We start from the raw sequence: 21,390 nt of genomic DNA on the forward strand, positions 1-21,390 counted from the left end.
CCCAGCTGCGCGGGAGCCCGCCCCGCCACGATGCCGCGGGGTCGGGCCGCTCGGGCCGAGGTCGCTCTGCGGCCGCGGTCCGATTGCCGCGACCGGGAGAGTACCCGGGGCGTGTCCCCCGAAGCGACTACAGAGGCCGGGTGATCCGGCCGGTACGGTGATCACAGGCGGTTCCTCGGACACCGCGATGGCCGCCACGGTCGGCTGGTGAGAGCACGGAAGGGTGTGAGGAGGTCTCCCATGGGTCACGATCGGAACCGTCTGCGCACAGCCCTCTTCATCGGTTCGGGCATCGCGCTCGTCGGCGTCTTCCTGGCGTGGATGCTCATCCGCAATCACGAGGCGGTGCAGTCCATCGTCGGCAAGGACAGCGCTGCGGGCTGGGCGACTCAGGTCGCCGCGGTCCTCGTCCTCCTCGCGGGGGTCGCCCTGCTCGCTCGCGGCGCGTTCGTCCGCGATTCCGATGACACCGAGGAAATCGAGCGATAGCAGTTGCTGACCATCACATCGCTGGATCTCGGAGAAGCCCGTGACCTCGCGGTGACGCCCGGGTGGTCGCGCCTCAGGCCCGGCCTCCGCGCAACGACCGCACCATGCTGCGCAGGATCCGCGTCGCCGCTTCCCGTTCGGCGTCGCTGAGGTCGCCGAGCATCCGTAGCTCGACCTCGCGCACGGCGGCGCTCGCCTTCGCCAGCTGCCGGCGGCCCGCCGCCGTGAGGCGCGTCGGCTGCATACGGCCGACCGCCTCCTCGGCCGGTCGCGTGACGATCCCGTCGCGCTCGAGGGTCTGCAGGAGCACGTTCATCGACTGGCGCGTGACGAAGGCGCCGCGGGCGAGGTCGGAGTTCGAGGATCCGGGGCGCTGGGCGAGGAGCTCCAGGCACGAGTAGTGCGTGATCGTCATGCCGAGGGGGCGCAGCGCCACCTCCATGGCGGCGCGCAGGGCGCTCGCGGCCTCCTTGAGCAGGTAGCCGAGCGAGGTCGGGAGGTCGATGCCGTCGGCGCCTTGACTCATGTCAGCAGTCTGACATACACTCCTCCATGTCAGTCATCTGACATTGAACACAGGAGGCACCATGCCCGTCACCGGCCCCGACTTCATCTCGCTCCAGGTCACCGACCTCGACGCCTCGCGCGTCTTCTACGAGCGGTTCCTCGGCCTCGTCCGCTCGCCCGCCGGACCCCCGCACGCCGTCGTCTTCACCACGACGCCCATCGCGTTCGCGCTCCGCGACGTCGTGCCCGGCACCGACATCGCGGGTACCCCGCAGCCCGGGATCGGCGCGGCCCTGTGGCTGCACGCCACCGACGTCCACGCGATCCACGACGCGCTCGTCGCCGACGGCCGCACCATCGTCGCCGCGCCGATCGACGGCCCGTTCGGCCGCACCTTCACCTTCGCCGACCCCGACGGCTACCACGTGACGCTGCACGACAGGGCGTGACCCGTGCGCTGTGCGGCCAGGATCCCGCGAAGATCTGCGCCGTGCGAGCTGAGCCTCACATCCGGGAGAGCAGCACGTCCACCTCGCATCCCGGCAGCGCCGGGTCGAAGCCGTGCTGGACGAGCCAGCGGATCGCGGTGAGGCAGCGTCGAGACCAGAGTGCACGGATCACGTCCGGATCGACGTCCGCCCCGTAGCCGACGAGCACGTCAGCGAGGCGGCCCTCGTGTCCCAGCGTGAGCGTGGCCAGGTCGGCCAGCGGATCTCCCGGGCCGGCCTCGCTCCAGTCGATGACGCCGGTCACCGTCGTCTCCTCGACGAAGACGTGGGCGATCTGGAGGTCCCCGTGCGCGAAGACGGGCTGCCACGGGCGGAAGGACGCTTCGCAGATCCGGTGGTTGCGCTCGACGACGGCGGCCGGGAGGATGCCGCTCTCGACGAGCCACGCGCATTCTCGGTCGAGCCGCGCGCGCACCGCCGGGTCGGCGGGCGCCTTCGCAGGCCACGGCGGGAGCGGTGCGTCGTGCAGTCGACGGATCTCGGCGCCGGCGGCGCTCCATGCCGCGGCCGGTGCCGTGGCCTCCACGCCGAGTCGTCCGAGCGCATGGCCGGGCACGCAGGCTAGGGCGAGGACCGGCGGCCGATGCCAGAGGACCGGCGGGGTCGGCAGGGGCGCCAGGCCCATGGCGGCGACCTCGCGGTCGAGCCGTCGGCCGTCGGCGTCGATCTTCAGGAACGTGTCTCCGACGCGATCGTGGCCCGCTCACTGTGGGCGACCAGCACCCGGACCTCATCCACGTCGTCGAGTGTCGCACGGCGCTGTCGGCGGCTTCCTGCGTCGTCAGCTCCCGAGCACCGCCTCCGCGATCCGATCGGCGGCCCGCTCCGGGGTGATCCGCGACGTGTCGACGACCTCGGCCTCCGCGTGCAGCCAGGTGCGCGCGGCCTCCTCGTAGGGCTCGACGCGGGAGAAGCGGAAGGCCGACGGGCCGAGATCCTGGTCGTGCTGGATCCGGTCCCGCAGCGTCGCGGTGTCCGCATGCAGGACGAAGTGGCGGATCGGGATGCCGTGCGCGGCGAGCCCGGCGCTGATCTCGCGCCAGTACGCCTCGACGAGCACCGTCATGGGCATCACGAGCGTGCCGCCCGCGTAGTCGAGCACGCGGCGCGCGGTCTCGACGACGAGCGGCCGCCACGGCGTCCAGTGCTGGAAGTCGTCCAGCTGCGGGAGCGGCGGCCGGATGTCCATGAGCACCTCGCCGACCTTCTCTGCGTCGAGGACGCGGCTGTCGGGGATCCGCTCCTGCACGAGCCGCGCCGTCGTCGTCTTGCCCACCCCGTGCGTGCCGTTCAGCCAGATGATCATGGCCGGAAGCTATCGGGGACGCCGCGCCGACGGCATCGGCCGGACGATGGATCCCTGGTCGCCCTGGTCGCAGCCGCGCCGGAGGACCAGGCTGGAAGGGCGGCGGGATCCGGTCCCGCCCGAGGACGCGCCCCCGAGCGCGCGGAAGGACACCATGCTCTGCATCGTCTACTCCAGCACCGCCGAGCGGTCCTTCGACGACGTCGACCTCGCGCAGCTCCTCGCGCAGAGCCGCGCGACCAACGCGGCGCACGGGCTCACGGGCCTCCTCGTCCACCGGCAGGGGCGCTTCCTCCAGCTGATCGAGGGCGAGGACGCCGACGTCCGGGAGCGCATGGACGCGATCCTCGCCGACGACCGCCACGGTCGCATCTCCACGCTGATGGAGGAGCGCATCACCGAGCGGCAGTTCCCCGACTGGACCATGGGCATGGCGAAGTACGACGCCCGCGTGGCCGAGCGGATCCCCGGCTACCGCGACACCTTCGACGACCTGCAGGGCGAGCGTCCGGACGACGCCATCCGGCCCGCGCTCCTCGAGCTGATCCGGTGGTTCCAGGAGGACACGGGCCGGCTGTCCTGACGCGCGTGCTCTACCGGCTGTCGGGGATCCGCTCGGTCACGCCGTAGGCCGAGCGGCGCGCTGGCGGTCGAAGGCCGCGCGGATCGGGGCCGTGTCGTAGACGATGTGCAGCTGCGCGATGCGGCCCTGGTCGTCGAGCTCGGCCACGTCCACGACGGTGAAGGGCGCGGGATCGCCGTTCGCGAGCACCCACGCGAAGTCGAACCAGAACGCGACCGTCGGGGCTCCGTCGTCGTCGCCGCGCATCACGCGCCGCAGGGTGAGCCGCGATGCGGCCGTGTCCGCGAACAGGGCCGGGTAGAAGTCCGTGGCGGGGAGGGTGCCGTAGAGCGGCGAGTGGACGATGCCGCCCGGCGCGAAGAGGGCGATCGCCGCTTCGGCGTCGGCAGTCTCGAGGGCGTGGAGGTAGCGGGTGACCAGCATGGGCGCGAAGGTACCAGAGGGCGGTCGGCGGGCTACTGGGCGATCAGGCGTCGGGCGCCGCGCCCCGCCAGAAGTCCGCGAGGAGGTCCGCGCTCGCCTGCGGCTGGTCGACCTGGGCCGAGTGGCCCGCATCCGCGACCACCTCGTAGCGGGCGCCCGCGCGCTCGGCCATGTCGCGCTGCCAGTCCTGCGGCCACGCGTCGTCGGCGTCGCCGTGGGAGACGAGCACCGGGATCCCGGTGGCGCGCAGCTCGTCGACGCGGTCGGTCTGCGCCTGCATGATCTCGAGCGCGCCGAGCAGCTGCGCGGACGCCGTGCCGAAGAGGCGCGTACGGAACCAGGCCACCTCGGGGTCGTCGCCGTCGAGCTGCTCGGGCAGGAACCACAGCGGCCAGAGCCCGGCGCTGCCCGACGCGCGGACGGCGGCGATCTGCTCGGAGCGCTCGCCGCGGCTGCGGGGGCCGGAGTTCCAGTGCGTGTAGCTGGCGAAGCGGCCGGGGTCGCGGATCACGGCCTGCAGCCCGACGACGCCGCCGAAGCTGTGACCGAGGAGGTGCACGCGGCCGAGCGGAGCGGCGGGCGCGGCATCGGTCGCGACGTGACGGCCGCCGGATCCGCCGCGTCCCGCGAGCGCGTCGACCACGTGGTGCACGTCCTGGCCGAGGGTCTCGAGCTCGTAGCTGGTCGCGTCGACGGGCGGCTCGGCCTGGCCGGGGCCGGTGGATCCCCACTGCCCGCGCTGCGAGAACGCCACCACCGTGAAGCCGCGGTCGGCGAGCGGGCCGAGCAGCGGGAAGAAGTCCTCCTTGGATCCCGTGAAGCCGGGCACGAGCAGCGCGACGGGAGCGGTCGCCGGATCCCCGGTGCGGGCGGGCACGCGCACGGCCGACAGTCGCGCCGCGGGGACCTCGATGGTCAGGTCCTCCGCGTCCTCGGGCCGGTGCTCGGACAGGGTGCGCGGGGCGCGGGCGTCGGTGCTCATGTCGTCAGCGTAGGCCGGAGGCTGCCGCAGGGTCGGCTCGCGAGAGAGGGCGGCGGACCGGTCGACGGGCTTGTGTATGGTTACACAATGCCCCGCAATCGATCGGCCTTCCCCCTCGCGATGCTCGCGGTCGCGGCCTTCGTCTACAACACGTCGGAGTCGTTCCCGGTGGGAGCCCTCCCGGAGATCGCGTCCGGGCTCCGGGTGGGCGAGTCGCAGGTGGGCGCCCTGCTCACCGTCTACGCCCTCGTCGTCGCCGTCACGGCCATCCCGTTCGTCGTCATGACGACCCGCGTCGCGCGGAGGAGGCTCGTGATGATCACGATCGTCACCCTGGCCGTGTCGAGCCTCGCCATCGCCGCGGCGCCGAGCTACGAGGTGCTCCTGCTCGCCCGGCTCCTGTCCGCGACCACCCACGGCGTCTTCTGGTCGGTCCTCGCCCCGACGGCCGCCATGCTCGTGCCGGCGGGGCGCCGGGGGTACGCGACGGCCGTCGTGTTCGCCGGCAGCTCGCTGGCCCTGGTCGCCGGCACGCCGCTCGTGGCGGCGATGAGCACCACGGTCGGGTGGCGAGCCGCTGCCGCCGCCCTCGGGGTCGTGTCGCTCCTCGCGGCCGTGGGGCTCCGCGCCGGCCTGCCCCCGCTCCTCGTCGAGGCGGAACCCGAGAAGCGGCACGGGCGTCCGTTCGCCGGGCTGCTCCGGGACCGTGGTCTGGCGCTCGTCTGCGCGGCGACGATCGTCGTCGTCATCGGCTACTTCGCCACCTACACCTACGTCAGCGTCTTCCTCGGGCGGTACGCGGGGCTCGACGGCCGCGCCCTGTCCGCTGTCCTCGCCGGCCTCGGCGTCGCCGGCCTCGCCTCGGTCGCCGCCGTCGGCAGGTTCGAGGACCGGAGGCCGCGTCTGACCGTCGGCGTCTGCTTCGCGGTGCTCGCGGCGGGGCTCGGCGGGCTCGGTGTCTTCGGCTCGGCGATCCCGGCGCCCGGGTTCGTCGTGGTGTCGGTCGTCCTCGTCGGCGGGGCGTTCGCGGCCGTCCCCGTGTGCCTGCAGGCCGCGGTGCTCCGCGTCGCTCCCGCCGCGAGCGACGTCGCGTCATCCATCTACGTCGTCGCGTTCCAGGTCGGGATCGCGGGCGGGTCGCTGTCCGGCGGGATGCTCCTCGACGGCGGGCGGATGGACGCTGTGCCGTACCTGTCGGCGGCGGCGACCCTGGCCGCCCTGCTGCTGGTCCTCTCCGCCGCCCGCCCGCGGAGCCCGCGTGACGACGCGCGCGCAGCCTGCGAGGGCGCTGGACGGTCGATCCCCTGAGGGGCGGTGTCCGTCCGGCTGCCGGGTGCGGCCGGGGTCGCCGGCGAGGGCCGGTGCGCGGCCGCTCAGCGTGACCGCGTGGTCCCTCTCGCCACGACGTGCCATCCGGCCCCGGATCCGGCGTCGGTAGGGGTGAGGCCCGCCGCGATCTGCCCGCACGCCCGTCCCTGGTCGAGCATCGACTGGTGGAGGGAGGTGAGGCCGAGCTCGGCGGCTCGGGGACCGTCGTCCCAGCCCACGACGCTCAGGTCGTCGGGGACGCGCAGGCCGGCCTCGGCTGCGGCCTCGAGGGCGCCGATCGCCGTCTCGTCGCTCATGCAGAGGAAGGAGTCCGCGGGCCGGCCATCTGCCAGGAAGGCGGAGACGGCACGTCGCGCCTCCTCCCGTCCGTTGCGCGCGAGGGCGACGACCGGGACGGCCGAGGGGTCGAATCCGGCCACGGTGAGCGCGTCGCCGAATCCACGCAGCCGCTCTCTCGTGACCGGCATCGTCGCCTGCTCGAGAGGCAGCCCGTCCCCCTGCCACGCGGTCCGCGATCGGTCGAGCGGGAAGCTCACGATGAGGGGGGATCGGCTGCCGACCAGCCCGAGAGCCCCCAGCTCCCCGGCCGCGCGCCGGTCGTCGGGGCCGATCCGGGTCATGCCGTCGACGTCGGGGCCGCCCTGGATCGCGCAGGGCCGTCCGGTCCCGACGGCCGCCGCCAGGGAGGGGTCGTCGTCGGACGTCGTCCAGAACACGTATCCGTCGACGGCCGCTGCGGCGACACGGTCGCGGTCGCCGGGCCCGCCGGTGGTCGGGATGAGCGTGAGGCCGAGGTCGTTCTCCGTGCACACGCCGGAGACGCCGGAGAGGAACTCCGCGGCCTGCGGATCACGGAACGCGTAGGCCAGGTGCTCGCCGAAGACCACGCCGAGGCTGTGGGACCGGCCGGTGCGCAGGGAGCGCGCCCACGGATTGGCCCCCTGGTATCCGAGCTCGGCGGCGGCGCGCATGACGCGCTCCCGCGATCGATCGGACACGCGTCCCGGATCGTTGAACGCGTAGGACGCGGTCATCACCGAGAGGCCCGCCCGCTCGGCGACGTCGCTGAGCGTGACCCTCCTCCGACCCTGTGCCACCACGTGAGGACTCTACTGAGCCCGGCTCGACCAGCTGCGCTCCGTCTCCGTCCCCGTCTGCTCCTCTGCGGGGCGACGTCCGCCGCGCACGGGATCAGGCGTCGGCCGGGTGCTCGGCGCAGACGCAGGACGAGACGCCGGATCAGCCGCCGCATCCACCACCGGCAGCGTCAGACGGAAGCGCGCGCCGGCGCCCGGCTCGGCGGGCAGGCACACGAGGTCGCCGCCCTGGGCGCGGGCGAGCGCGCGGGCGATGGAGAGGCCGAGGCCGGCGCCGCCGTGCTGGCGGTCGCGGCCGTCGTCGAGGCGCACGAGGCGGTCGAAGATCCGCTCGCGGTCGGCATCGGGGACGCCCGGGCCGTCGTCGACGACCGTGATGCGCACGGATCCGTCGTCGGCGCCCTCGGCCTCGACGCGCACCTCGGACGCGGCGTAGCGGGCCGCGTTCTGGAGGAGGTTGTCGAGGATCTGGGCGAGCCGGTCGGGATCCGCGCGCACGGCCGGGGGAGCGCCCCGGACCTCGGCGACCACGCGCGTGCCGGGCATGCGCGCCTGCTGCTGAGCGACCGCGGCCTCCACCACCTGCGGCACCCGCACCGGCCGGCCCTCGACGGAGAGGCCCTCGTCGAGCCGCGCCATCATGAGCATGTCGTCGACCAGGCGGCCGGCGCGGATCGCCTCGCGCACCACGTGCACCGCGAGCCGCTCGCGCTCCTCGGCGGTCGGGTCCGTGCGCACGAGCGCGTCGGCGGACGCGCGGATACCGGCGACGGGCGTCCGCAGCTCGTGCGCCGCGTCCGCCACGAAGGCGCGCATGCGAGCCTCGGCGGCGAGGGCCTGGTGCTCCGCGTGCTCGAGGTCGTCGAGCATCTCGTCGAACGCGGTCGCGGTGCGGCCGAGCTCGGTGCCCGGCCGGGTGGGTCGGAGCCGGCGTCCGCGGTCGCCGCGGCCGATGGAGCGGGCGACGCCCGTCATGTCCTCGAGCGGCTTGAGCGTCCGGCGCACCACGACGACCAGCGCGATCGCGGCGAGCGCGAGGAACGCGACGGAGGCGACCGCGAGGATCCCGCGGAGGGAGGCGAGGGTGCCGTCCACGGATCCGGTGCCCGCCGACAGCTCGAGCACGGTGCCGTCGCTGAGGTCGGAGCGGAGGGTGATGCCGCCCGCGGAGGAGCTCACGGAGCTGGAGGCGACGGTGACGGCGTCGGCGCGCGGCGTCGCGGGGGTGCTGACGGACCCGGGCCCGGGTTCCTCGCCGAGCGGATCCGGCCCGGGCAGCGTCGCGCCGAGCGGATCCCGCCCGGGCCGGGCAGAGACCGCGCCGCCGTCCGGGCTCGTGATCTGCACGGCCACGCCCTGCGCGCTCAGCCGCTCGGCGAGCGCGTCGTCGTCGAGCACGCCCACGAGCGCGGCGGCGGCGGATGCCCGGTCGGCCAGGCGATCCTGGATCTGCTGCCGGAGCTGCGACCCGAGGATCGCCTGCACCGTGAGCGAGAGCGCCACGAGCAGCACCGCGAGCAGCGCGAGCACCGCGAGCACAGTGCGGCTGCGGAGGGATCCGGTGCGCAGCGGCGCGTCCGGCGCGGTCGCTGCCGGGCGCCCGGGCACGAGCCGCCGCGCGCGGGTGATCGCGCTCACGCCTCCACCCGGTAGCCGAGCCCGCGGACGGTGTGCAGGAGCCGCGGCCCCCGCGCCTCCATCTTCTTGCGCAGCGCGCTGATGTGGACCTCGACGAGGTTCGGGTCGGCCTGGTCGTAGCCCCACACCTGCGTGAGCAGCTGCGTCTTGGAGAGCGTCCGGCCGCGGTGCGCGGCGAGGTACGCGAGGAGCTGGAACTCGATCGAGGTCAGCTCGAGCTGCTCGCCGCCGCGCCGGGCGAGGCCGGAGTCGGGATCCACCAGCAGGTCGCCGATCTCGACCACCGACGCGAGCCGCCCGCGCCGCCGCAGCACCGCGGTGACGCGGGCCACGAGCTCCGCGAGCGCGAACGGCTTGACGATGTAGTCGTCGACGCCCTGGCCGAAGCCGCGCAGGCGGTCCTCGACGGCGTCGCGGGCGGTGAGCATGATGACGCTCGCGTCGCTCCAGCGGCGGATCCCCTCGGCCAGCTGGATCCCGCTCGGCCCGGGCAGCATCCAGTCGAGCACCACGAGGTCGGGCAGGAAGCCCGTGACCTCCTCCTCGAGCTCGACGCCGGACGCGAGGCCGCGGACGACGAAGCGCTCGGCGGTGAGGGTCGAGACGACGGCGGCGCGGATGGCCTCGTCGTCCTCGACCACGAGGACGCGTGCGGGAGGGAGCATGTGCCGACTGTAGGAGCCGCGGATGGGCGCTCCCGGCCGCATGTCCGCTCGGGGCGCGGAACTTAAGGAGGACTTCAGATCCGCTGCCGAACCTGGATCCACGACCGACGGCGCGCACCGCGCCGCGGCGGACACGGAAGGACCACCATGGACGACACCATCACCGTCTTCGAGAAGCGGCCGGGCGCGCGGAAGCCCGGCGCGCCCACTCCCGCGCCGCGGAAGCGCCGCACGGGCATCGCCGTCGGCATCGCGGGCGCCTCCCTCGGCCTCGTCGCGCTGTTCTCCTCGCCGGCGTTCGCCGACGGGAACGGCGGCGACACGAGCGGCCAGGCCGGATCCGGGAGCGGCACCTCCGCGACCTGCCCCGCCCCGCCCGCGCTGCCCGACGGCACGACGCCGCCCGCACCCGTGACGCTGCCCGACGGATCCACGCCCCCGGCCCCGCCGACGAACGCGGACGGGACGCCGGCGACGCCGCCCACGCCTCCGACGCCGCCGACGAACGCGGACGGATCCACGGCCACGGTGCCTGCGCCCCCGACGAACGCGGAGGGCACGCCGGCGACGCCTCCGACGCCGCCCACCCCGCCCACGAACGCGGACGGCACTCCTGCGACGCCGCCCACCCCGCCCACGAACGCGGACGGCACTCCCGCGACCCCGCCCGCGCCGCCTGCCGACGGCTGCGCCCCGCCCGCCCCGCCTGTCGGCGCGGACGGCAAGGCACCGACCCCGCCCGCCGGTCCCGCGGCTCCCGCCACGACGCCCGGATCCTCCGAGGGCTCGACGTCCGGTGGCGCTCCCGCCACGACGCCCGCGCCGACGTCGACGTCCGGCAGCTAGACCGGATCCACCGCCCGGCCGGGGCCCGCGACCACCGCGGGTCCCGGCCGCGCGTCTGCCACCATGGCCGGGTGACCGCCACCGTCCCCGCGCCCGCCCCGCTCATCGGCACCCACGTCCGGCTCGACCCGCTCACGCCGGATCACCTCCCCGCCCTCCGCGCCGCCATCGCGCACCCGGCCGTCTTCTCGGGCGGCTTCGGCGGCGGGTCGGCCGGCCTCCGCACCGACCCGGCGGAGTTCGACGCGTGGGCCCGCGGCTACTTCCGCTGGGACGACCTGCCGTGCGCCGTGATCCTCGTCGGCGGCCCGCACGACGGCGAGCTCGTCGGCACCACGAGCCTCACCGAGCTCGACACGCGCCGCGAGCGCGCGCACCTCGGCTGGACCGCGTACGACCCGCGCGTCTGGGGCACGGTCGTCAACGCGGAGGCCAAGCGCCTCCTCCTCGGCCTCGCGTTCGAGTCCGGCTTCGGGCGCGTCAAGCTGCAGGCCGACGCGCGCAACGCGCACTCCCGCGGCGCCATCCTCAAGCTCGGCGCGACCTTCGAGGGCGTGTGCCGCCGCGATCAGCTCCGCGCCGACGGCACCTGGCGCGACGCGGCGATCCACTCGATCCTCGCCGAGGAGTGGCCCGCCGTCCGCGCAGGCCTCGACGCGCGCATCGCCGCGCACGAGGGACGACCGGTCCTCTTCCGGACGCCCGCGGCCTGAGGCGACAGGCGACGAGCACGGGGACGGCGGCGGCTCAGTCGGCGGACGAATACGCGTCGCCGGCCTCGACGGGGTAGTGGAACTGCATGCCGACGGAGTCGATGCTGCCGGTCCACACCATGTCGCCGCCGACGCAGTGCAGCGGGGGAGCCGTGGAGTCGATGACGTCCGCGAGGCCGAGCTCCGCGATCCAGTCCTCGATGATCTCCCGTCGCGCCGGGCGCGAGTAGGCGTCGGCGCTGCCGATGAAGTGCACGAAGTCCTCGTCGCCGAGCTCCCACGCCAGCGGGCGGAGGCCACGCTGCTGCCCCTCGGCGTTCCAGGCGATCGCGACCATGAACTCGATGTCCCCGCGTCGCATCGAGCGGCTGCCGAGCGGGATGGGGGCCTCCGCTGTCATGGGCGTCTCCTGGATCGTCGTACGTCGGCGGGCGGGCACGTGCGCGAGCTGATCCGGCGCCCGCCGTGCGGGCCGAGCGGGGAGGCGGAGATGGGGGCCGTCACCGAGCCCGAGCCCGACGAACGCGCGACCGCGCGTCGGGCCCTGCTCCCAGGTGCTCGGATCGGGCGGGCACCTGGTGTGATCGATGTCGCATCGCCGGACCGTCGCGTTCCGGCGATGCCACACGACGTCCCCAGCGACGGGTGAGCATTCGGGACTGGTGCGAACGCAGCCCCTCAGCTGAGGGATTGCCAGGGGCGGGCCCATTCGGGGGCGCTGCTCCCGCGCGCGGCCCCGCGGCCGTCGTCCCGCGTCGCGGGCCGGAGGTCTACGCGGCGTCCGCCTTCGCGATGTCCGCCTGCGCGGCGTCCTCCGCCACGAGCGTCCCGGTCGTGCGCGGGGTGGGGACGCCGTCGTCCGCCTCCTCGCCGGGGTGGATCCGCGTGACGCGGAGGGAGTGCACGTTCAGCCGGGCGTCGTCGGGGCCCTCCGCCACGCGGATCACGCCGGGTCCGCGGCGCATCTGCACGGCGAGGACCAGCGTCCGCCGGGTGGCGCCCTCGGCGAGCGGCGGGTAGCGCACGGTGCGGGTCTGCGCGCGGTCCAGGGCGAAGCCGAGGGTCAGCGGCGCGGATCCGCAGTGGTCGTAGGTGACGGAGACGGCGTGCGGGCCGTCGTGCTCGGCGACGACGGCGAAGTCGAGGTAGCTGCGGCTGCCGGGATCGGCGTCCTCGGGCGGCGGTGCGCTGGCGTGGACGCGAGAGGCGTCGACGGCCGGGTAGCAGCGGGCGTGGGGGATGGAGTGCCTCCGGGCGGTGCACATCGGTGTGTCGGGACGCAGCGTCGGGACCGGCCGGGAAACCGTGCCCGGTCCTGCGGGGGCGGCGCGTCGGGCCGGTGTCGGCGGCGGCGCGTGCATCGTGGACCATCTCGCGCACGTGACGAAAGGGGACGTCGGGTCGGCGCGTCGTTCGGCCCCGACGATCCGGGGCGACGGGCTCACCATACGGCGTCCGGGCGCGGCGCGCGCGGGCCGCGCCCCCGTCTCCGCGCACCGTCCCGCGCGGCCGCGTCCCCCGCACGGCGGACGCGGTCGCGGCATCCCCTCCGTACCGTGGAGCGACGACGCGACGACGGGAGACGCACGATGCAGAGCAGGTGGGCGGCCGCGATCCTCGGCGACCGGGAGGATCCGCGCGCACGGCTGCACGCGATCTTCGGCGGACCCGCCGCCACGAGCGGGCAGCCGCCGGCCGCCGCCCTCGAATGGGCGGAGCGGACGCTCGCGGAGGCCGACCCGGCGCACGAGGCCGACTCCGTCGCGGCGACCCGGATGCTGCGCCGGGCCGAGCGGCGGCTCACGCTCGGGCCCGCCGTCTTCCTCGCGGAGCACGCCGTCGCGCGTCGGCGCCCCGCGTGACGACCCGCGGATCCCTCCACCACGTGGAGCTGCAGGTGCGCGACCTCGACGCGGCGCTCCGCTCCTGGGGCTGGATCCTCGGCGAGCTCGGCTACGCGGAGGACGCCAGCTGGGCCGACGGCCGGAGCCTCCGCCTCGGCGACGCGTACCTCGTCATCGCCCGGGCCCCGCGCGACGCCCCGCACGACCGACGCACGGCGGGCCTCAGCCACCTCGCGTTCCACGCGGGATCCGCCGCCGACGTCGACCGGCTCTGGGCCGACGCGCCCGACCACGGCTGGGCGCGCCTCTACGCGGACCGCCACCCGTTCGCGGGCGGGCCCGACCACCGCGCCGCGTTCCTGGAGGACGGCGAGCGGTTCAAGATCGAGCTCGTCGCGGACGCGTAGCCGCCCGGCCGTCGACGCCCGTCGCCCCGCGCCTGCGACTCGAGTCGCAACCCGGGTGCCGACTCCCGCGCCCTGTGCGGGAGCGCCCCAGCCGGGAGCGTTGCAGGCATGGACACGACACCCCGATCCACCCCCGCCGCCCCGACCCGCGGCCGCCGACCCCGGCGCCTCGCCGCGACCGTCGGCGTGCTCGCCCTGGCCCTCGCGATCCCGCTCGCCGCGGGCGCCGCCACCGCCGCGACCCCCGCGGATCCGCCGCCCCCGGCCCCGCCGCAGCACCAGCCCGGAGGCCACGACCTCACGCAGGCCGACGTGGACACCTGGCTCGACGGCGTCGTCGGCTCCGCGCTGCAGACGACCGGGATCCCCGGCGCCGCCGTCTCCGTCGTCGCCGACGGGCAGGTGCTCACCTCCCGCGGCTACGGCCTCGCCGACACCGGGACCGAGGGGAGCCCCGCTCGGCAGGTGGATCCCGACGAGACGCTCTTCCGCGTCGGCTCCGTCTCCAAGGTGGTCTCCGCCACGGCCGTCATGCAGCTCGTCGAGGAGAGCCGCCTCGACCTCGACGCCGACGTGCAGCAGTACCTCGACTTCGACCTCGACACCCCGAAGGGCGCCGTCACCCTGCGGCACCTCCTCACCCACACGTCCGGGTTCGAGGAGGTCATCACGGGCCTCATCGGCGTGGCCGGCAGCGAGCGCGCCCTCGGCGACGTGATGAGGACGGATCCGCCGGAGCAGGTCTTCGTCCCCGGCACCACGCCCGCCTACTCCAACTACGGCGCGAGCCTCGCCGGCTACGTCGCCGAGCGCGTGGCCGGGAAGCCCTTCGTCGACCTCGTGCAGGAGGAGGTGCTCGACCGCGCCGGGATGACCTCGTCGTCCTTCGCGCAGCCGCTCCCCGCCGACCTCGACGCGCGCCTCGCCAAGGGCTACCCCGACGACTCCCAGCCCTCCTACCCGACGGAGGTCGTAAACGCGGCGCCGGCCGGCGCGCTCTCGGCCACCGCATCCGACATGGCCCGGTTCATGCTCGGCCACCTCGGCGACCTGCCCGAGGACCAGGCCCTGCTGGATCCCGCCACCCTCGACGAGATGCACCGCCCCGCCCTCGGCGCCGACCAGCTCAGCACCCTCGCGGCCGGCCAGCGCATGGACCTCGCCTTCTTCGACGACAGCACGCCCGGCGTCCCCGCCTTCGGCCACGACGGCGACACCAACGTCTTCCACACGGCGATGCGCATGTTCCCGGACAGCGACGCCGGCATCTTCGTGACGTTCAACGGCAACGGCCGCGACGCGGTCGACACCCTCGAGCTGCGGACGACCGTGCTGCAGGGCTTCGCCGACCGGTACCTGCGCGATGCCTCCTCCGCCGTCGGATCCGCCGCCGCGCCTACGGGCGATCCCGAGGCCGCCGCCGCGCTCGCCGGCACCTGGCTCTCCTCCCGCTCCCCGTTCTCGAACCCGGGCGCGCTGCTGAACCTCAGCGGGCAGACGGAGATCGTCCCGCGCGCCGACGGCACCATCGCGGTCACCCCGAAGCCGCTCGGCGTCACGACGGGCGTCTACGAGAAGGCGGGCGACGACCTGTGGCGCGAGGTGGGCGGCGACGCCGTGCTCGCGACCCGCGCCTCCGCCGACGGCGCACCGGTCGACGCGATCTCGTGGGGCGCGTCCTTCACGATGCTTCGGGCGGAGCCCTGGCAGGTCGCATCCGTCGCGATGCCGCTGCTGCTCGCGGCCGTGGCCGTGCTGCTCGTGTCGGTCATCGCGTGGCCCGCCACCGCGATCGCCGGCTTCGGCCGACGCCGCGCCGCCCGCGCGCAGGCCGCGGACGCCGCCGTCACCGCCGCACCGCGACCCCGCCGCAGCCGCGCCCGCCTGCTCTCCCGCATCGGCCAGGCCGTGACCCTCGTGGCGCTCCTCGGCTGGTCGGCCGCGGCCGTCCAGGCGCTCTCGTTCGTCGACGTCCCGGCCGCCGCGCTCCGCACCCTGCAGGGCCTCCAGCTCCTCGGCGCCCTCGCGGTGATCCCCGCCGCGCTCGCCGCGTGGCAGGCCGTGCGGACCCGGCGCGGGGCGTGGATCGTCGCCGGCCGGATCCTCGTCCTCGTCGCGCTGATCGCCGTCGCCGCCTTCGCGGTCGGCTTCCGTCTGCTCGCGCCGAGCGTGAGCTACTGATGCGCGACGACGCGGGCGCGGGCCGGCCGGGCTGCCATGCTCGGAGCGTGACCCACCCGACGCCCGACGCCGCCGCGAGCGCCCGCGTCGCCGCCCGTCCGCGCGGGGCGCTCGCCGAGGGGATCCGCAACGGCCTCGCCCGCGTCGGCATCCGCACGGACGCCGGGCGCGACGCGGCGGCCGCCGCGGCCTGGGCGGTCCTCACGCTGCTGCTCCTCGGCGTGCTCGCCGCGCTCGTCTGGGCGGACGGCACCTCGCGCAGCATGTCGACGGCGCAGGGCGCGCTCATCGGGATCCTCGCGGTCGCGCAGTGCGCGCCCCTCGCGTTCCGCCGCCGGCACCCGCGCTCGACCCTGCTGGCGGTGTCGCTCCTGCAGGGCGCGCTCGTGGCGGTGATCCCGCCCCACTTCGGATTCTGGGCGGCCGCACCCGTCGTCGCGGCCTACACGGTCGGGGCGCTCCTGCCGCCGGCCTCCGCGATCCGCCTGGTGGCCGCGGCCATCGGCATCGAGGCCGTCGGCGCCTACCTGGCCGCCACCGGCCAGGTGAGGGCGCTGCTCGTGCCCACGGCCGTGCACGCGGGGATCAGCGTCGACACGGTCATCGCGGCCGTGTCGATCCTCGTCAGCGGCCTGCTCATCGCCGCCGCGAGCGCCGCCGTCGGCTCCTGGGTGGCGCTCCGCCGCCGCCACGACGGGGACGTGCTCGCCCGGGCGGCCGAGACTCTCGAGCACCAGGCCGCGCTCAGCCGGGCCGCGGTCGCCGCCGAGCGCACGCGCATGGCCCGCGAGCTGCACGACGTGGCCGCGCACCACCTCACGGCGCTCGTCGTGCAGGCGGGCGCCGCCGAGCGCCTGGTCGACCTCGACCCGGAGCGCGCCAAGGACTCCCTCAGGGGGATCCGCCGCCAGGGCCGCGAGACGCTCGACGCGCTGCGCTCCATCGTCGGGATCCTCCGCCAGGGCTCCGACGGCGAGGGCGGCGGCGACGCGGGCACCGCCCCCGTGCCGGGCCTCGCCGACCTGCCCGGCCTCGTGGCCGCCGCCCGCACGTCGGGCACCGAGGTCGAGGAGCGCACCACCGGCGAGGCACCCGCGCTCGCACCGCTCGCCGACGTCACCGCGTACCGCACCGTGCAGGAGTCGCTCGCCAACGCGCGGCGGCACGCGCCCGGATCCGCCGTCACCCTCACGACGGAGGCCGGCCCCGCGCGCATCGCCCTCACCATCGAGAACGCGCTGCCGGCCGCGGCCCCGGCGACCGTGCCCGGCTACGGCCTGGTCGGGATGCGCGAGCGGGCCGGGCTCGTCGGCGGCCGCCTGGAGGCGGGCCCCACCGGATCCGGCACCTGGCGCGTGCGCCTCGAGCTCCCGGTCGAGCCGATGCCGGTCGAGCCGATGCCGATGCCGGCGCCGAGGGCCGACGCGTGATCCGCGTGGTGCTGGTCGACGACCAGTCCATCGTCCGCGCCGGCTTCCGCGTCGTGCTGGAGACGGCCGGCGGGGTCGAGGTGGTCGGCGAGGCCGCGGGTGGCCGTGAGGCCGTCGAGACAGTGCGTCGCCTCGCCCCCGACGTCGTGGTGATGGACGTGCGCATGCCAGGCGGCGACGGCATCGAGGCGACCCGCGCGATCACCGGCGCCGACGCGGACGCCGCCGACCACCGGCCAGGCGCCGATCGGCCGCCGCCCGCCGTCCTCGTCGCCACCACCTTCGACCTCGACGAGTACGTCTTCGGCGCGCTCGAGGCCGGCGCCCGCGGCTTCGTGCTCAAGGACGCGGAGCCCGAGGAGTTCATCCAGGCCGTGCGGGCGCTCGCCGAGGGCCGCGCCGCCCTCGACGGCGTCACCACCCGGCGCGTGATGGCCGAGTTCACGCGTCGCCGTGCCGCGTCCGCCGTGCACCCGGGCACCGAGGTGCTCACGCCGCGCGAGCAGGACATCGTGCGGCTCCTCGGCGACGGCCTCTCCAACGACGAGATCGGCGGCCGGCTCGTGATCGAGACCAGCACCGTGAAGTCGCACCTCACGCGGATCATGACCAAGCTCGGCACCCGCGACCGCCTGCAGACCGTCGTGTGGGGCTACCGCTCGGGCCTCCTGCCCTGACGGGCGGCCGGCCGCCGCGGGTCGCCACCGGTTCGCCGACCGGGCCGCGAGCGCGTCCGCCGCGACGCGCCCGGGCGGCCCGCGGACCCCACCCGGGTGCCCCGCCGCGTTCGCCCGTGATCCACCGTCCGTGCCGCGAACGTCCACGTGCCGCGACGAGCGCTCCCAGGCTCGTCGTGGTCTGATGGATCCATGGAACCCATCTACACCGCTATCGCGCACGCCTCCGGCGGAGGACGCGACGGACACGTCCGCAGCGAAGACGACCGCATCGACTTCGACACCCGTCCCCCCAAGGAGATGGGCGGCTCGGGCGAGGGCACGAACCCCGAGCAGCTCTTCGCCGCCGGGTACAGCGCCTGCTTCCTCGGCGCCACCCACCTCGTGGGCAAGAACGCCGGCGTCGACACGAAGGACGCGGGCGTCTCCGCCAGCGTCTCCATCGGCGACAACGGCCAGGGCGGCTTCGGCCTCGCGGTCGAGCTCGACGTCTACCTCCCGAACGTGGCGCCCGAGCGCCGCCAGGAGATCGCGGACGCGGCCCACCAGGTCTGCCCGTACTCCAACGCCACGCGCGGCAACATCGACGTGAAGGTCACCATCGTCGACTGATCCACCCGCACGACACGAGGCGGGCGTCCCCATCGGGGACGCCCGCCTCCGTCGTACAGGCACGGATGGGTAGGGTCATCGCATGCCTGAGAACACCGGCCCCGCAGGGGCGCCCCTCGACGACGACGCCCGTGCCGCCCTCGAGGAGCTGGGGGAGATCCGCGGGAGCATCGACAACATCGACGCCGCCCTCGTGCACCTGCTCGCCGAGCGCTTCAAGTTCACGCAGTCGGTCGGCCGGCTGAAGGCCGCGCACGGGCTGCCCGCGGCGGATCCCGAGCGCGAGCGCCGCCAGATCCTCCGCCTCCGCGCGCTCGCCGAGGAGTCGCGGCTCGACCCGGCCTTCGCGGAGAAGTTCCTGAACTTCATCGTCGCGGAGGTCATCCACCACCACACGCGGATCGCCGAGGACCAGGGCGCCGCCACCTCCGCGGTCGCGCCGGAGGACGGCCGGCCGGCGGCCTGATCCGTCAGGCCACGGGGGCTCAGCCCTCCGGGTAGGCCTCCCGCAGCACGCGCTCCAGGAGCTCCGCCACCGCGCCCGGGCCGGATGCGTCCGCGACCGCCTCGACGCCCGCGTTGTAGTTGGTGTTCGTGTTCACGTCGTAGGTCACGAGCCTGCCGTCCGCGGTCTCGATGAACTCGATCCCGGCGACCTCGATCCCGAGCCCGGCGAGGAACGCCACGTACGCCTCCACGAGCGGGTGCTCCGCGGTGATGTCCTCCCGCAGCGAGAAGATCGTGTCTCCCGGCTGCTGCGCGATGGTCGCGCCGGGCGGCATCACGAGGGCGCCGGTCGTCGGGTCGATCGCGCACGCGTCCGCGGGGCACAGCTGGTACCCGCCGCGCGCGGTGTCGGCCTGGATCGCGTAGACGAAGCGCCCGCCGACGATCTCCACGCGCGTGACCCGCGGCGTCGCCGCCTCGAGGAACTCCTGCAGCAGCGTGATCCCGTCCTGCGGCTCCTCGAAGTCGGGCCCGTCCACGTAGGCGGCCAGCTCCTCGACGCTGTCGAACCTGCGGACGCCGAGGCCCTTGCCGCCCTGGTTGTGCTTGGTGATGAACGGCGTCGGCAGTCCGCGCGCCGCCTCGACGATGCGGTGGCTGCCGATCACGGCCCGCGTGCGCGGCACCTCGATGCCGGCGGCGCGCAACGCCGTGAGCTGGTCGACCTTGCTCACCTCGAGCTCGATCGTGCGGCGCCCGTTGACCGTGCGGCGGCCGTGCGCCTCGAGCCACGACATGAGGCCGCGCGTGTAGTCCTTCGAGAGCGCGTGGTCGCGCGTGTGGGCCGAGGCGCTGATCCGCGACCAGAAGATCCCCTCGGGCGGCGCCTCGTCGATCTCGAGCACGCCGTCGGTGAGGAGCCACTCCTCGTACGGCACGCCGCGCGCGTCGAGCGCTGCGGCGAACGGCCCGAACCACTCGGGGTTCTCGTGGATGGCGAATACCTTCGGTGCGGTGGTCATCACCCCAGGCTACGAGGCGCGGGCGCCGCGGACGCACGCGTGACGGCGGGTGTCAGCCCACTCGGCGGAGTCAGCTCAACCGCACCAGCGCCTGCACGGGCAGGTGGTCGCTCATCATGCGGCCGCGCCAGGCGAAGTCGTTGACCGCGGCGGCGCGGACGTCCACCCGCTCGCTCACGAGGATCCAGTCGATGCGCGGGCCGTCGACCACCGGCGGCCGGTAGTCGGGGAACGTGCCGAACGCGGGGCTGGCCTGGCGCGCGGTGTCGAGCCAGGAGTCGCGGAGACCGGCGCGGCGGGTGAGGGCGTCGTAGGGGAACGAGTCGACGGGCGCGTTGAAGTCGCCCATGAGCACGAGCGGCAGCCCCGCGAAGCGCGTGCGCACGAGCTCGGCGATGGCCTCGGCGGCGCGGTCGCGGGCCTCGGCGACGTCGTGGTCGAGGTGCGTGTCGAGCACGACGAGCGGGTGGCCGGTCGCCTCGTCCTGGAATCGGGCCCAGGTGAGGATCCGCGGCATGGGGTTGCCCCACGTCATGCTGCCGATCACGTCGGGGGTGTCGGAGAGCCACATCACGTCGTGCTCGAGGAGCGTGAGGCGTGACGCCTGGTAGAAGATCGCGCCGTGCTCGCCGTGGCTTCCGCCCTCGCGGCCCTGGCCGACCATGCGGTACGACGGCGGGAGCGCCTTCTCGATGGCCTGGATCTGCGGCCACAGCGCCTCCTGCACGCCGAGCACCGTGGGCCGCTCCTGCTGCAGGAAGCGCGTGAGCACATCCTGGCGCTCGGGCCAGTGGTCGGCCTCGCCCTCGCGGGTGCCGTGCCAGGGCATGCGCACGTTGAGCGAGATCAGGTGGATGTCGTCGCCGGTCGTCGGGCCGATCGCGGGGGTCATGACGACCATTCAACCCCGTGCGGCTGACCGCCTGGCCACGCAGGGTCGATCGCGCCGGGAGTCGGCGTCAGCAGCCGGGCGTGACGAGCGCCTTGACGAAGGCGCCGGTCTGGTACGTGTACTGCGAGACCCACTGGCGGAGGCTGAAGTCCACCGGGTCCTCGACCACCATGAGGTCGCCCGTGAAGCAGCGCGAGAAGATCAGCTGCGTGCGGGTCACGTGCGGGGTCCACGTGATGACGATGGCGCTCGTCCAGCCGTTCTCCTCGGACTTCTCCTTGAGGTATCGCGCCTCGCCCTGCGTCGTGAAGGGCGACGGGGTGTCGCACGTGACGGCGTAGGGGTACTCGCCGTTGCAGGCCGCGAGCTCGGCGGCGGACTGCGGGCCGGTGGCCGGCACCGAGAAGACGACCGTGTCGGAGTAGCCCTCGTCCACCAGCTTCGCCGCGAGGTCGCGGCGCGTGGGGTTGGGCGGGCCGATGACGTAGATCACGTCGGCCTTGTCGGGCTGGCTCGCCGGCGGGAAGACGAAGAGCGGGATGCCGGCCAGGAGCCAGGCGAGCAGGAGCACGAGGAGCGCCAGGAGGGTGCGCACGATCCAACGACGGACGCGGTGCGCCCGGCGGGGCGTCGTGGTGGTGGTGCTGGGTGTCAACGTGTGCTCTCGGCCTGGAGGATCCGCGGGGGCGGCGTGCGGGCGTGCGGGGGCGGTGGAGTCCCCCTGCGGCTCATCGAGCCTATGGGGAGCTCTGACGGTCGCGAAGCCCCCATCCGGGGCGGGCGGCGCGGCG

At 74.9% G+C, this 21,390-nt stretch carries 26 protein-coding genes; 13 read left to right on the forward strand and 13 right to left on the reverse strand.

What is annotated here, in order from left to right; genetic code table 11:
* The first annotated feature begins 240 nt into the window (after positions 1 to 240).
* A complete protein-coding gene (locus KYT88_RS03380; protein WP_043585105.1) occupies positions 241 to 489 on the forward strand; it encodes a hypothetical protein in 249 nt (82 codons plus the stop codon).
* A gap of 73 nt (positions 490 to 562) precedes the next feature.
* Here the strand turns inward: KYT88_RS03380 and KYT88_RS03385 are convergent, their stop codons facing one another.
* Positions 563 to 1,015 (reverse strand): MarR family winged helix-turn-helix transcriptional regulator, encoded by a 453-nt coding sequence (locus KYT88_RS03385; RefSeq protein ID WP_043585103.1) that lies wholly within the window; start codon positions 1,013 to 1,015, stop codon positions 563 to 565.
* 61 nt (positions 1,016 to 1,076) lie between these two features.
* Here KYT88_RS03385 and KYT88_RS03390 point away from each other — a divergent pair, with 61 nt between their 5' ends.
* Positions 1,077 to 1,445: a VOC family protein gene (locus tag KYT88_RS03390; protein ID WP_043585101.1), complete on the forward strand. Its 369-nt coding sequence runs from the start codon at positions 1,077 to 1,079 to the stop codon at positions 1,443 to 1,445.
* A gap of 55 nt (positions 1,446 to 1,500) precedes the next feature.
* Here KYT88_RS03390 and KYT88_RS03395 read toward each other — a convergent pair whose 3' ends face one another.
* Complete coding sequence (locus KYT88_RS03395) at positions 1,501 to 2,130, reverse strand: phosphotransferase family protein (RefSeq protein ID WP_370644805.1); 630 nt, start codon at positions 2,128 to 2,130, stop codon at positions 1,501 to 1,503.
* Positions 2,131 to 2,286: 156 nt separating this feature from the next.
* On the reverse strand, positions 2,287 to 2,811 hold the full coding sequence (locus KYT88_RS03400; protein WP_043585099.1) for a P-loop nucleotide/nucleoside kinase family protein: 525 nt from the start codon (positions 2,809 to 2,811) through the stop codon (positions 2,287 to 2,289).
* Between the two features lie 154 nt (positions 2,812 to 2,965).
* Between KYT88_RS03400 and KYT88_RS03405 the strand changes: the two genes are divergently transcribed.
* Complete coding sequence (locus tag KYT88_RS03405; RefSeq protein WP_043585096.1) at positions 2,966 to 3,394, forward strand: BLUF domain-containing protein; 429 nt, start codon at positions 2,966 to 2,968, stop codon at positions 3,392 to 3,394.
* 36 nt (positions 3,395 to 3,430) lie between these two features.
* Here the strand turns inward: KYT88_RS03405 and KYT88_RS03410 are convergent, their stop codons facing one another.
* Complete coding sequence (locus KYT88_RS03410; RefSeq protein WP_043585094.1) at positions 3,431 to 3,817, reverse strand: nuclear transport factor 2 family protein; 387 nt, start codon at positions 3,815 to 3,817, stop codon at positions 3,431 to 3,433.
* 43 nt (positions 3,818 to 3,860) lie between these two features.
* Positions 3,861 to 4,799, reverse strand: a complete 939-nt coding sequence (locus KYT88_RS03415) for an alpha/beta fold hydrolase (protein ID WP_043585092.1) — start codon at positions 4,797 to 4,799, stop codon at positions 3,861 to 3,863.
* 87 nt (positions 4,800 to 4,886) lie between these two features.
* Between KYT88_RS03415 and KYT88_RS03420 the strand changes: the two genes are divergently transcribed.
* Positions 4,887 to 6,107: an MFS transporter gene (locus tag KYT88_RS03420; protein ID WP_081840915.1), complete on the forward strand. Its 1,221-nt coding sequence runs from the start codon at positions 4,887 to 4,889 to the stop codon at positions 6,105 to 6,107.
* A 65-nt stretch (positions 6,108 to 6,172) separates the two neighbouring features.
* On the opposite strand, the gene KYT88_RS03425 is transcribed toward KYT88_RS03420, so the two are convergent.
* The 3 genes from KYT88_RS03425 to KYT88_RS03435 are packed head-to-tail and all read right to left on the reverse strand — an operon-like array spanning position 6,173 to position 9,528.
* Complete coding sequence (locus KYT88_RS03425) at positions 6,173 to 7,228, reverse strand: substrate-binding domain-containing protein (RefSeq protein ID WP_043585090.1); 1,056 nt, start codon at positions 7,226 to 7,228, stop codon at positions 6,173 to 6,175.
* 9 nt (positions 7,229 to 7,237) lie between these two features.
* Entirely contained in the window at positions 7,238 to 8,863 is a 1,626-nt protein-coding gene (locus tag KYT88_RS03430) for a sensor histidine kinase (protein ID WP_237583764.1), read from the reverse strand.
* A complete protein-coding gene (locus tag KYT88_RS03435) occupies positions 8,860 to 9,528 on the reverse strand; it encodes a response regulator transcription factor (RefSeq protein ID WP_043585088.1) in 669 nt (222 codons plus the stop codon). Before KYT88_RS03435 ends, KYT88_RS03430 begins: the two co-directional genes overlap by 4 nt.
* Positions 9,529 to 9,675: 147 nt before the next feature.
* Here KYT88_RS03435 and KYT88_RS15945 point away from each other — a divergent pair, with 147 nt between their 5' ends.
* Positions 9,676 to 10,374, forward strand: coding sequence for a hypothetical protein (locus KYT88_RS15945; RefSeq protein WP_043585086.1), 699 nt, complete (start codon positions 9,676 to 9,678; stop codon positions 10,372 to 10,374).
* Positions 10,375 to 10,445: 71 nt separating this feature from the next.
* Positions 10,446 to 11,087, forward strand: a complete 642-nt coding sequence (locus KYT88_RS03450) for a GNAT family N-acetyltransferase (RefSeq protein WP_043585084.1) — start codon at positions 10,446 to 10,448, stop codon at positions 11,085 to 11,087.
* A gap of 34 nt (positions 11,088 to 11,121) precedes the next feature.
* On the opposite strand, the gene KYT88_RS03455 is transcribed toward KYT88_RS03450, so the two are convergent.
* Complete coding sequence (locus tag KYT88_RS03455; RefSeq protein WP_043585082.1) at positions 11,122 to 11,487, reverse strand: hypothetical protein; 366 nt, start codon at positions 11,485 to 11,487, stop codon at positions 11,122 to 11,124.
* 370 nt (positions 11,488 to 11,857) lie between these two features.
* Positions 11,858 to 12,352 (reverse strand): hypothetical protein, encoded by a 495-nt coding sequence (locus KYT88_RS03460; RefSeq protein ID WP_043585080.1) that lies wholly within the window; start codon positions 12,350 to 12,352, stop codon positions 11,858 to 11,860.
* 291 nt (positions 12,353 to 12,643) lie between these two features.
* Between KYT88_RS03460 and KYT88_RS03465 the strand changes: the two genes are divergently transcribed.
* The 7 genes from KYT88_RS03465 (at position 12,644) to KYT88_RS03495 (ending at position 18,704) form a co-directional block, all read left to right on the forward strand.
* Positions 12,644 to 12,949, forward strand: a complete 306-nt coding sequence (locus KYT88_RS03465; protein ID WP_147362514.1) for a hypothetical protein — start codon at positions 12,644 to 12,646, stop codon at positions 12,947 to 12,949.
* Complete coding sequence (locus tag KYT88_RS03470; protein WP_043585075.1) at positions 12,946 to 13,338, forward strand: VOC family protein; 393 nt, start codon at positions 12,946 to 12,948, stop codon at positions 13,336 to 13,338. Before KYT88_RS03465 ends, KYT88_RS03470 begins: the two co-directional genes overlap by 4 nt.
* A gap of 108 nt (positions 13,339 to 13,446) precedes the next feature.
* Positions 13,447 to 15,519 (forward strand): serine hydrolase domain-containing protein, encoded by a 2,073-nt coding sequence (locus tag KYT88_RS03475; RefSeq protein ID WP_043585073.1) that lies wholly within the window; start codon positions 13,447 to 13,449, stop codon positions 15,517 to 15,519.
* A 47-nt stretch (positions 15,520 to 15,566) separates the two neighbouring features.
* Positions 15,567 to 16,949: a sensor histidine kinase gene (locus KYT88_RS03480; protein WP_043585771.1), complete on the forward strand. Its 1,383-nt coding sequence runs from the start codon at positions 15,567 to 15,569 to the stop codon at positions 16,947 to 16,949.
* Positions 16,946 to 17,626 carry a response regulator transcription factor gene (locus tag KYT88_RS03485; protein WP_043585071.1) on the forward strand — a complete coding sequence of 227 codons (681 nt, stop codon included), beginning with the start codon at positions 16,946 to 16,948 and terminating at the stop codon, positions 17,624 to 17,626. Before KYT88_RS03480 ends, KYT88_RS03485 begins: the two co-directional genes overlap by 4 nt.
* A 192-nt stretch (positions 17,627 to 17,818) precedes the next feature.
* Complete coding sequence (locus KYT88_RS03490) at positions 17,819 to 18,238, forward strand: organic hydroperoxide resistance protein (protein WP_011931929.1); 420 nt, start codon at positions 17,819 to 17,821, stop codon at positions 18,236 to 18,238.
* An 82-nt stretch (positions 18,239 to 18,320) separates the two neighbouring features.
* Positions 18,321 to 18,704: a chorismate mutase gene (locus KYT88_RS03495; protein WP_043585069.1), complete on the forward strand. Its 384-nt coding sequence runs from the start codon at positions 18,321 to 18,323 to the stop codon at positions 18,702 to 18,704.
* Between the two features lie 19 nt (positions 18,705 to 18,723).
* On the opposite strand, the gene KYT88_RS03500 is transcribed toward KYT88_RS03495, so the two are convergent.
* The 3 genes from KYT88_RS03500 to KYT88_RS03510 form a co-directional block, all read right to left on the reverse strand.
* Positions 18,724 to 19,707, reverse strand: a complete 984-nt coding sequence (locus KYT88_RS03500) for an ATP-grasp domain-containing protein (RefSeq protein WP_043585066.1) — start codon at positions 19,705 to 19,707, stop codon at positions 18,724 to 18,726.
* A gap of 70 nt (positions 19,708 to 19,777) precedes the next feature.
* Positions 19,778 to 20,599, reverse strand: coding sequence for an endonuclease/exonuclease/phosphatase family protein (locus KYT88_RS03505; protein ID WP_237583765.1), 822 nt, complete (start codon positions 20,597 to 20,599; stop codon positions 19,778 to 19,780).
* 67 nt (positions 20,600 to 20,666) lie between these two features.
* Complete coding sequence (locus KYT88_RS03510; RefSeq protein WP_237583766.1) at positions 20,667 to 21,194, reverse strand: YdcF family protein; 528 nt, start codon at positions 21,192 to 21,194, stop codon at positions 20,667 to 20,669.
* Positions 21,195 to 21,390 lie beyond the last annotated feature (196 nt).

The organism is Clavibacter sp. A6099 (assembly GCF_021919125.1).
GTDB lineage: Bacteria > Actinomycetota > Actinomycetes > Actinomycetales > Microbacteriaceae > Clavibacter > Clavibacter seminis.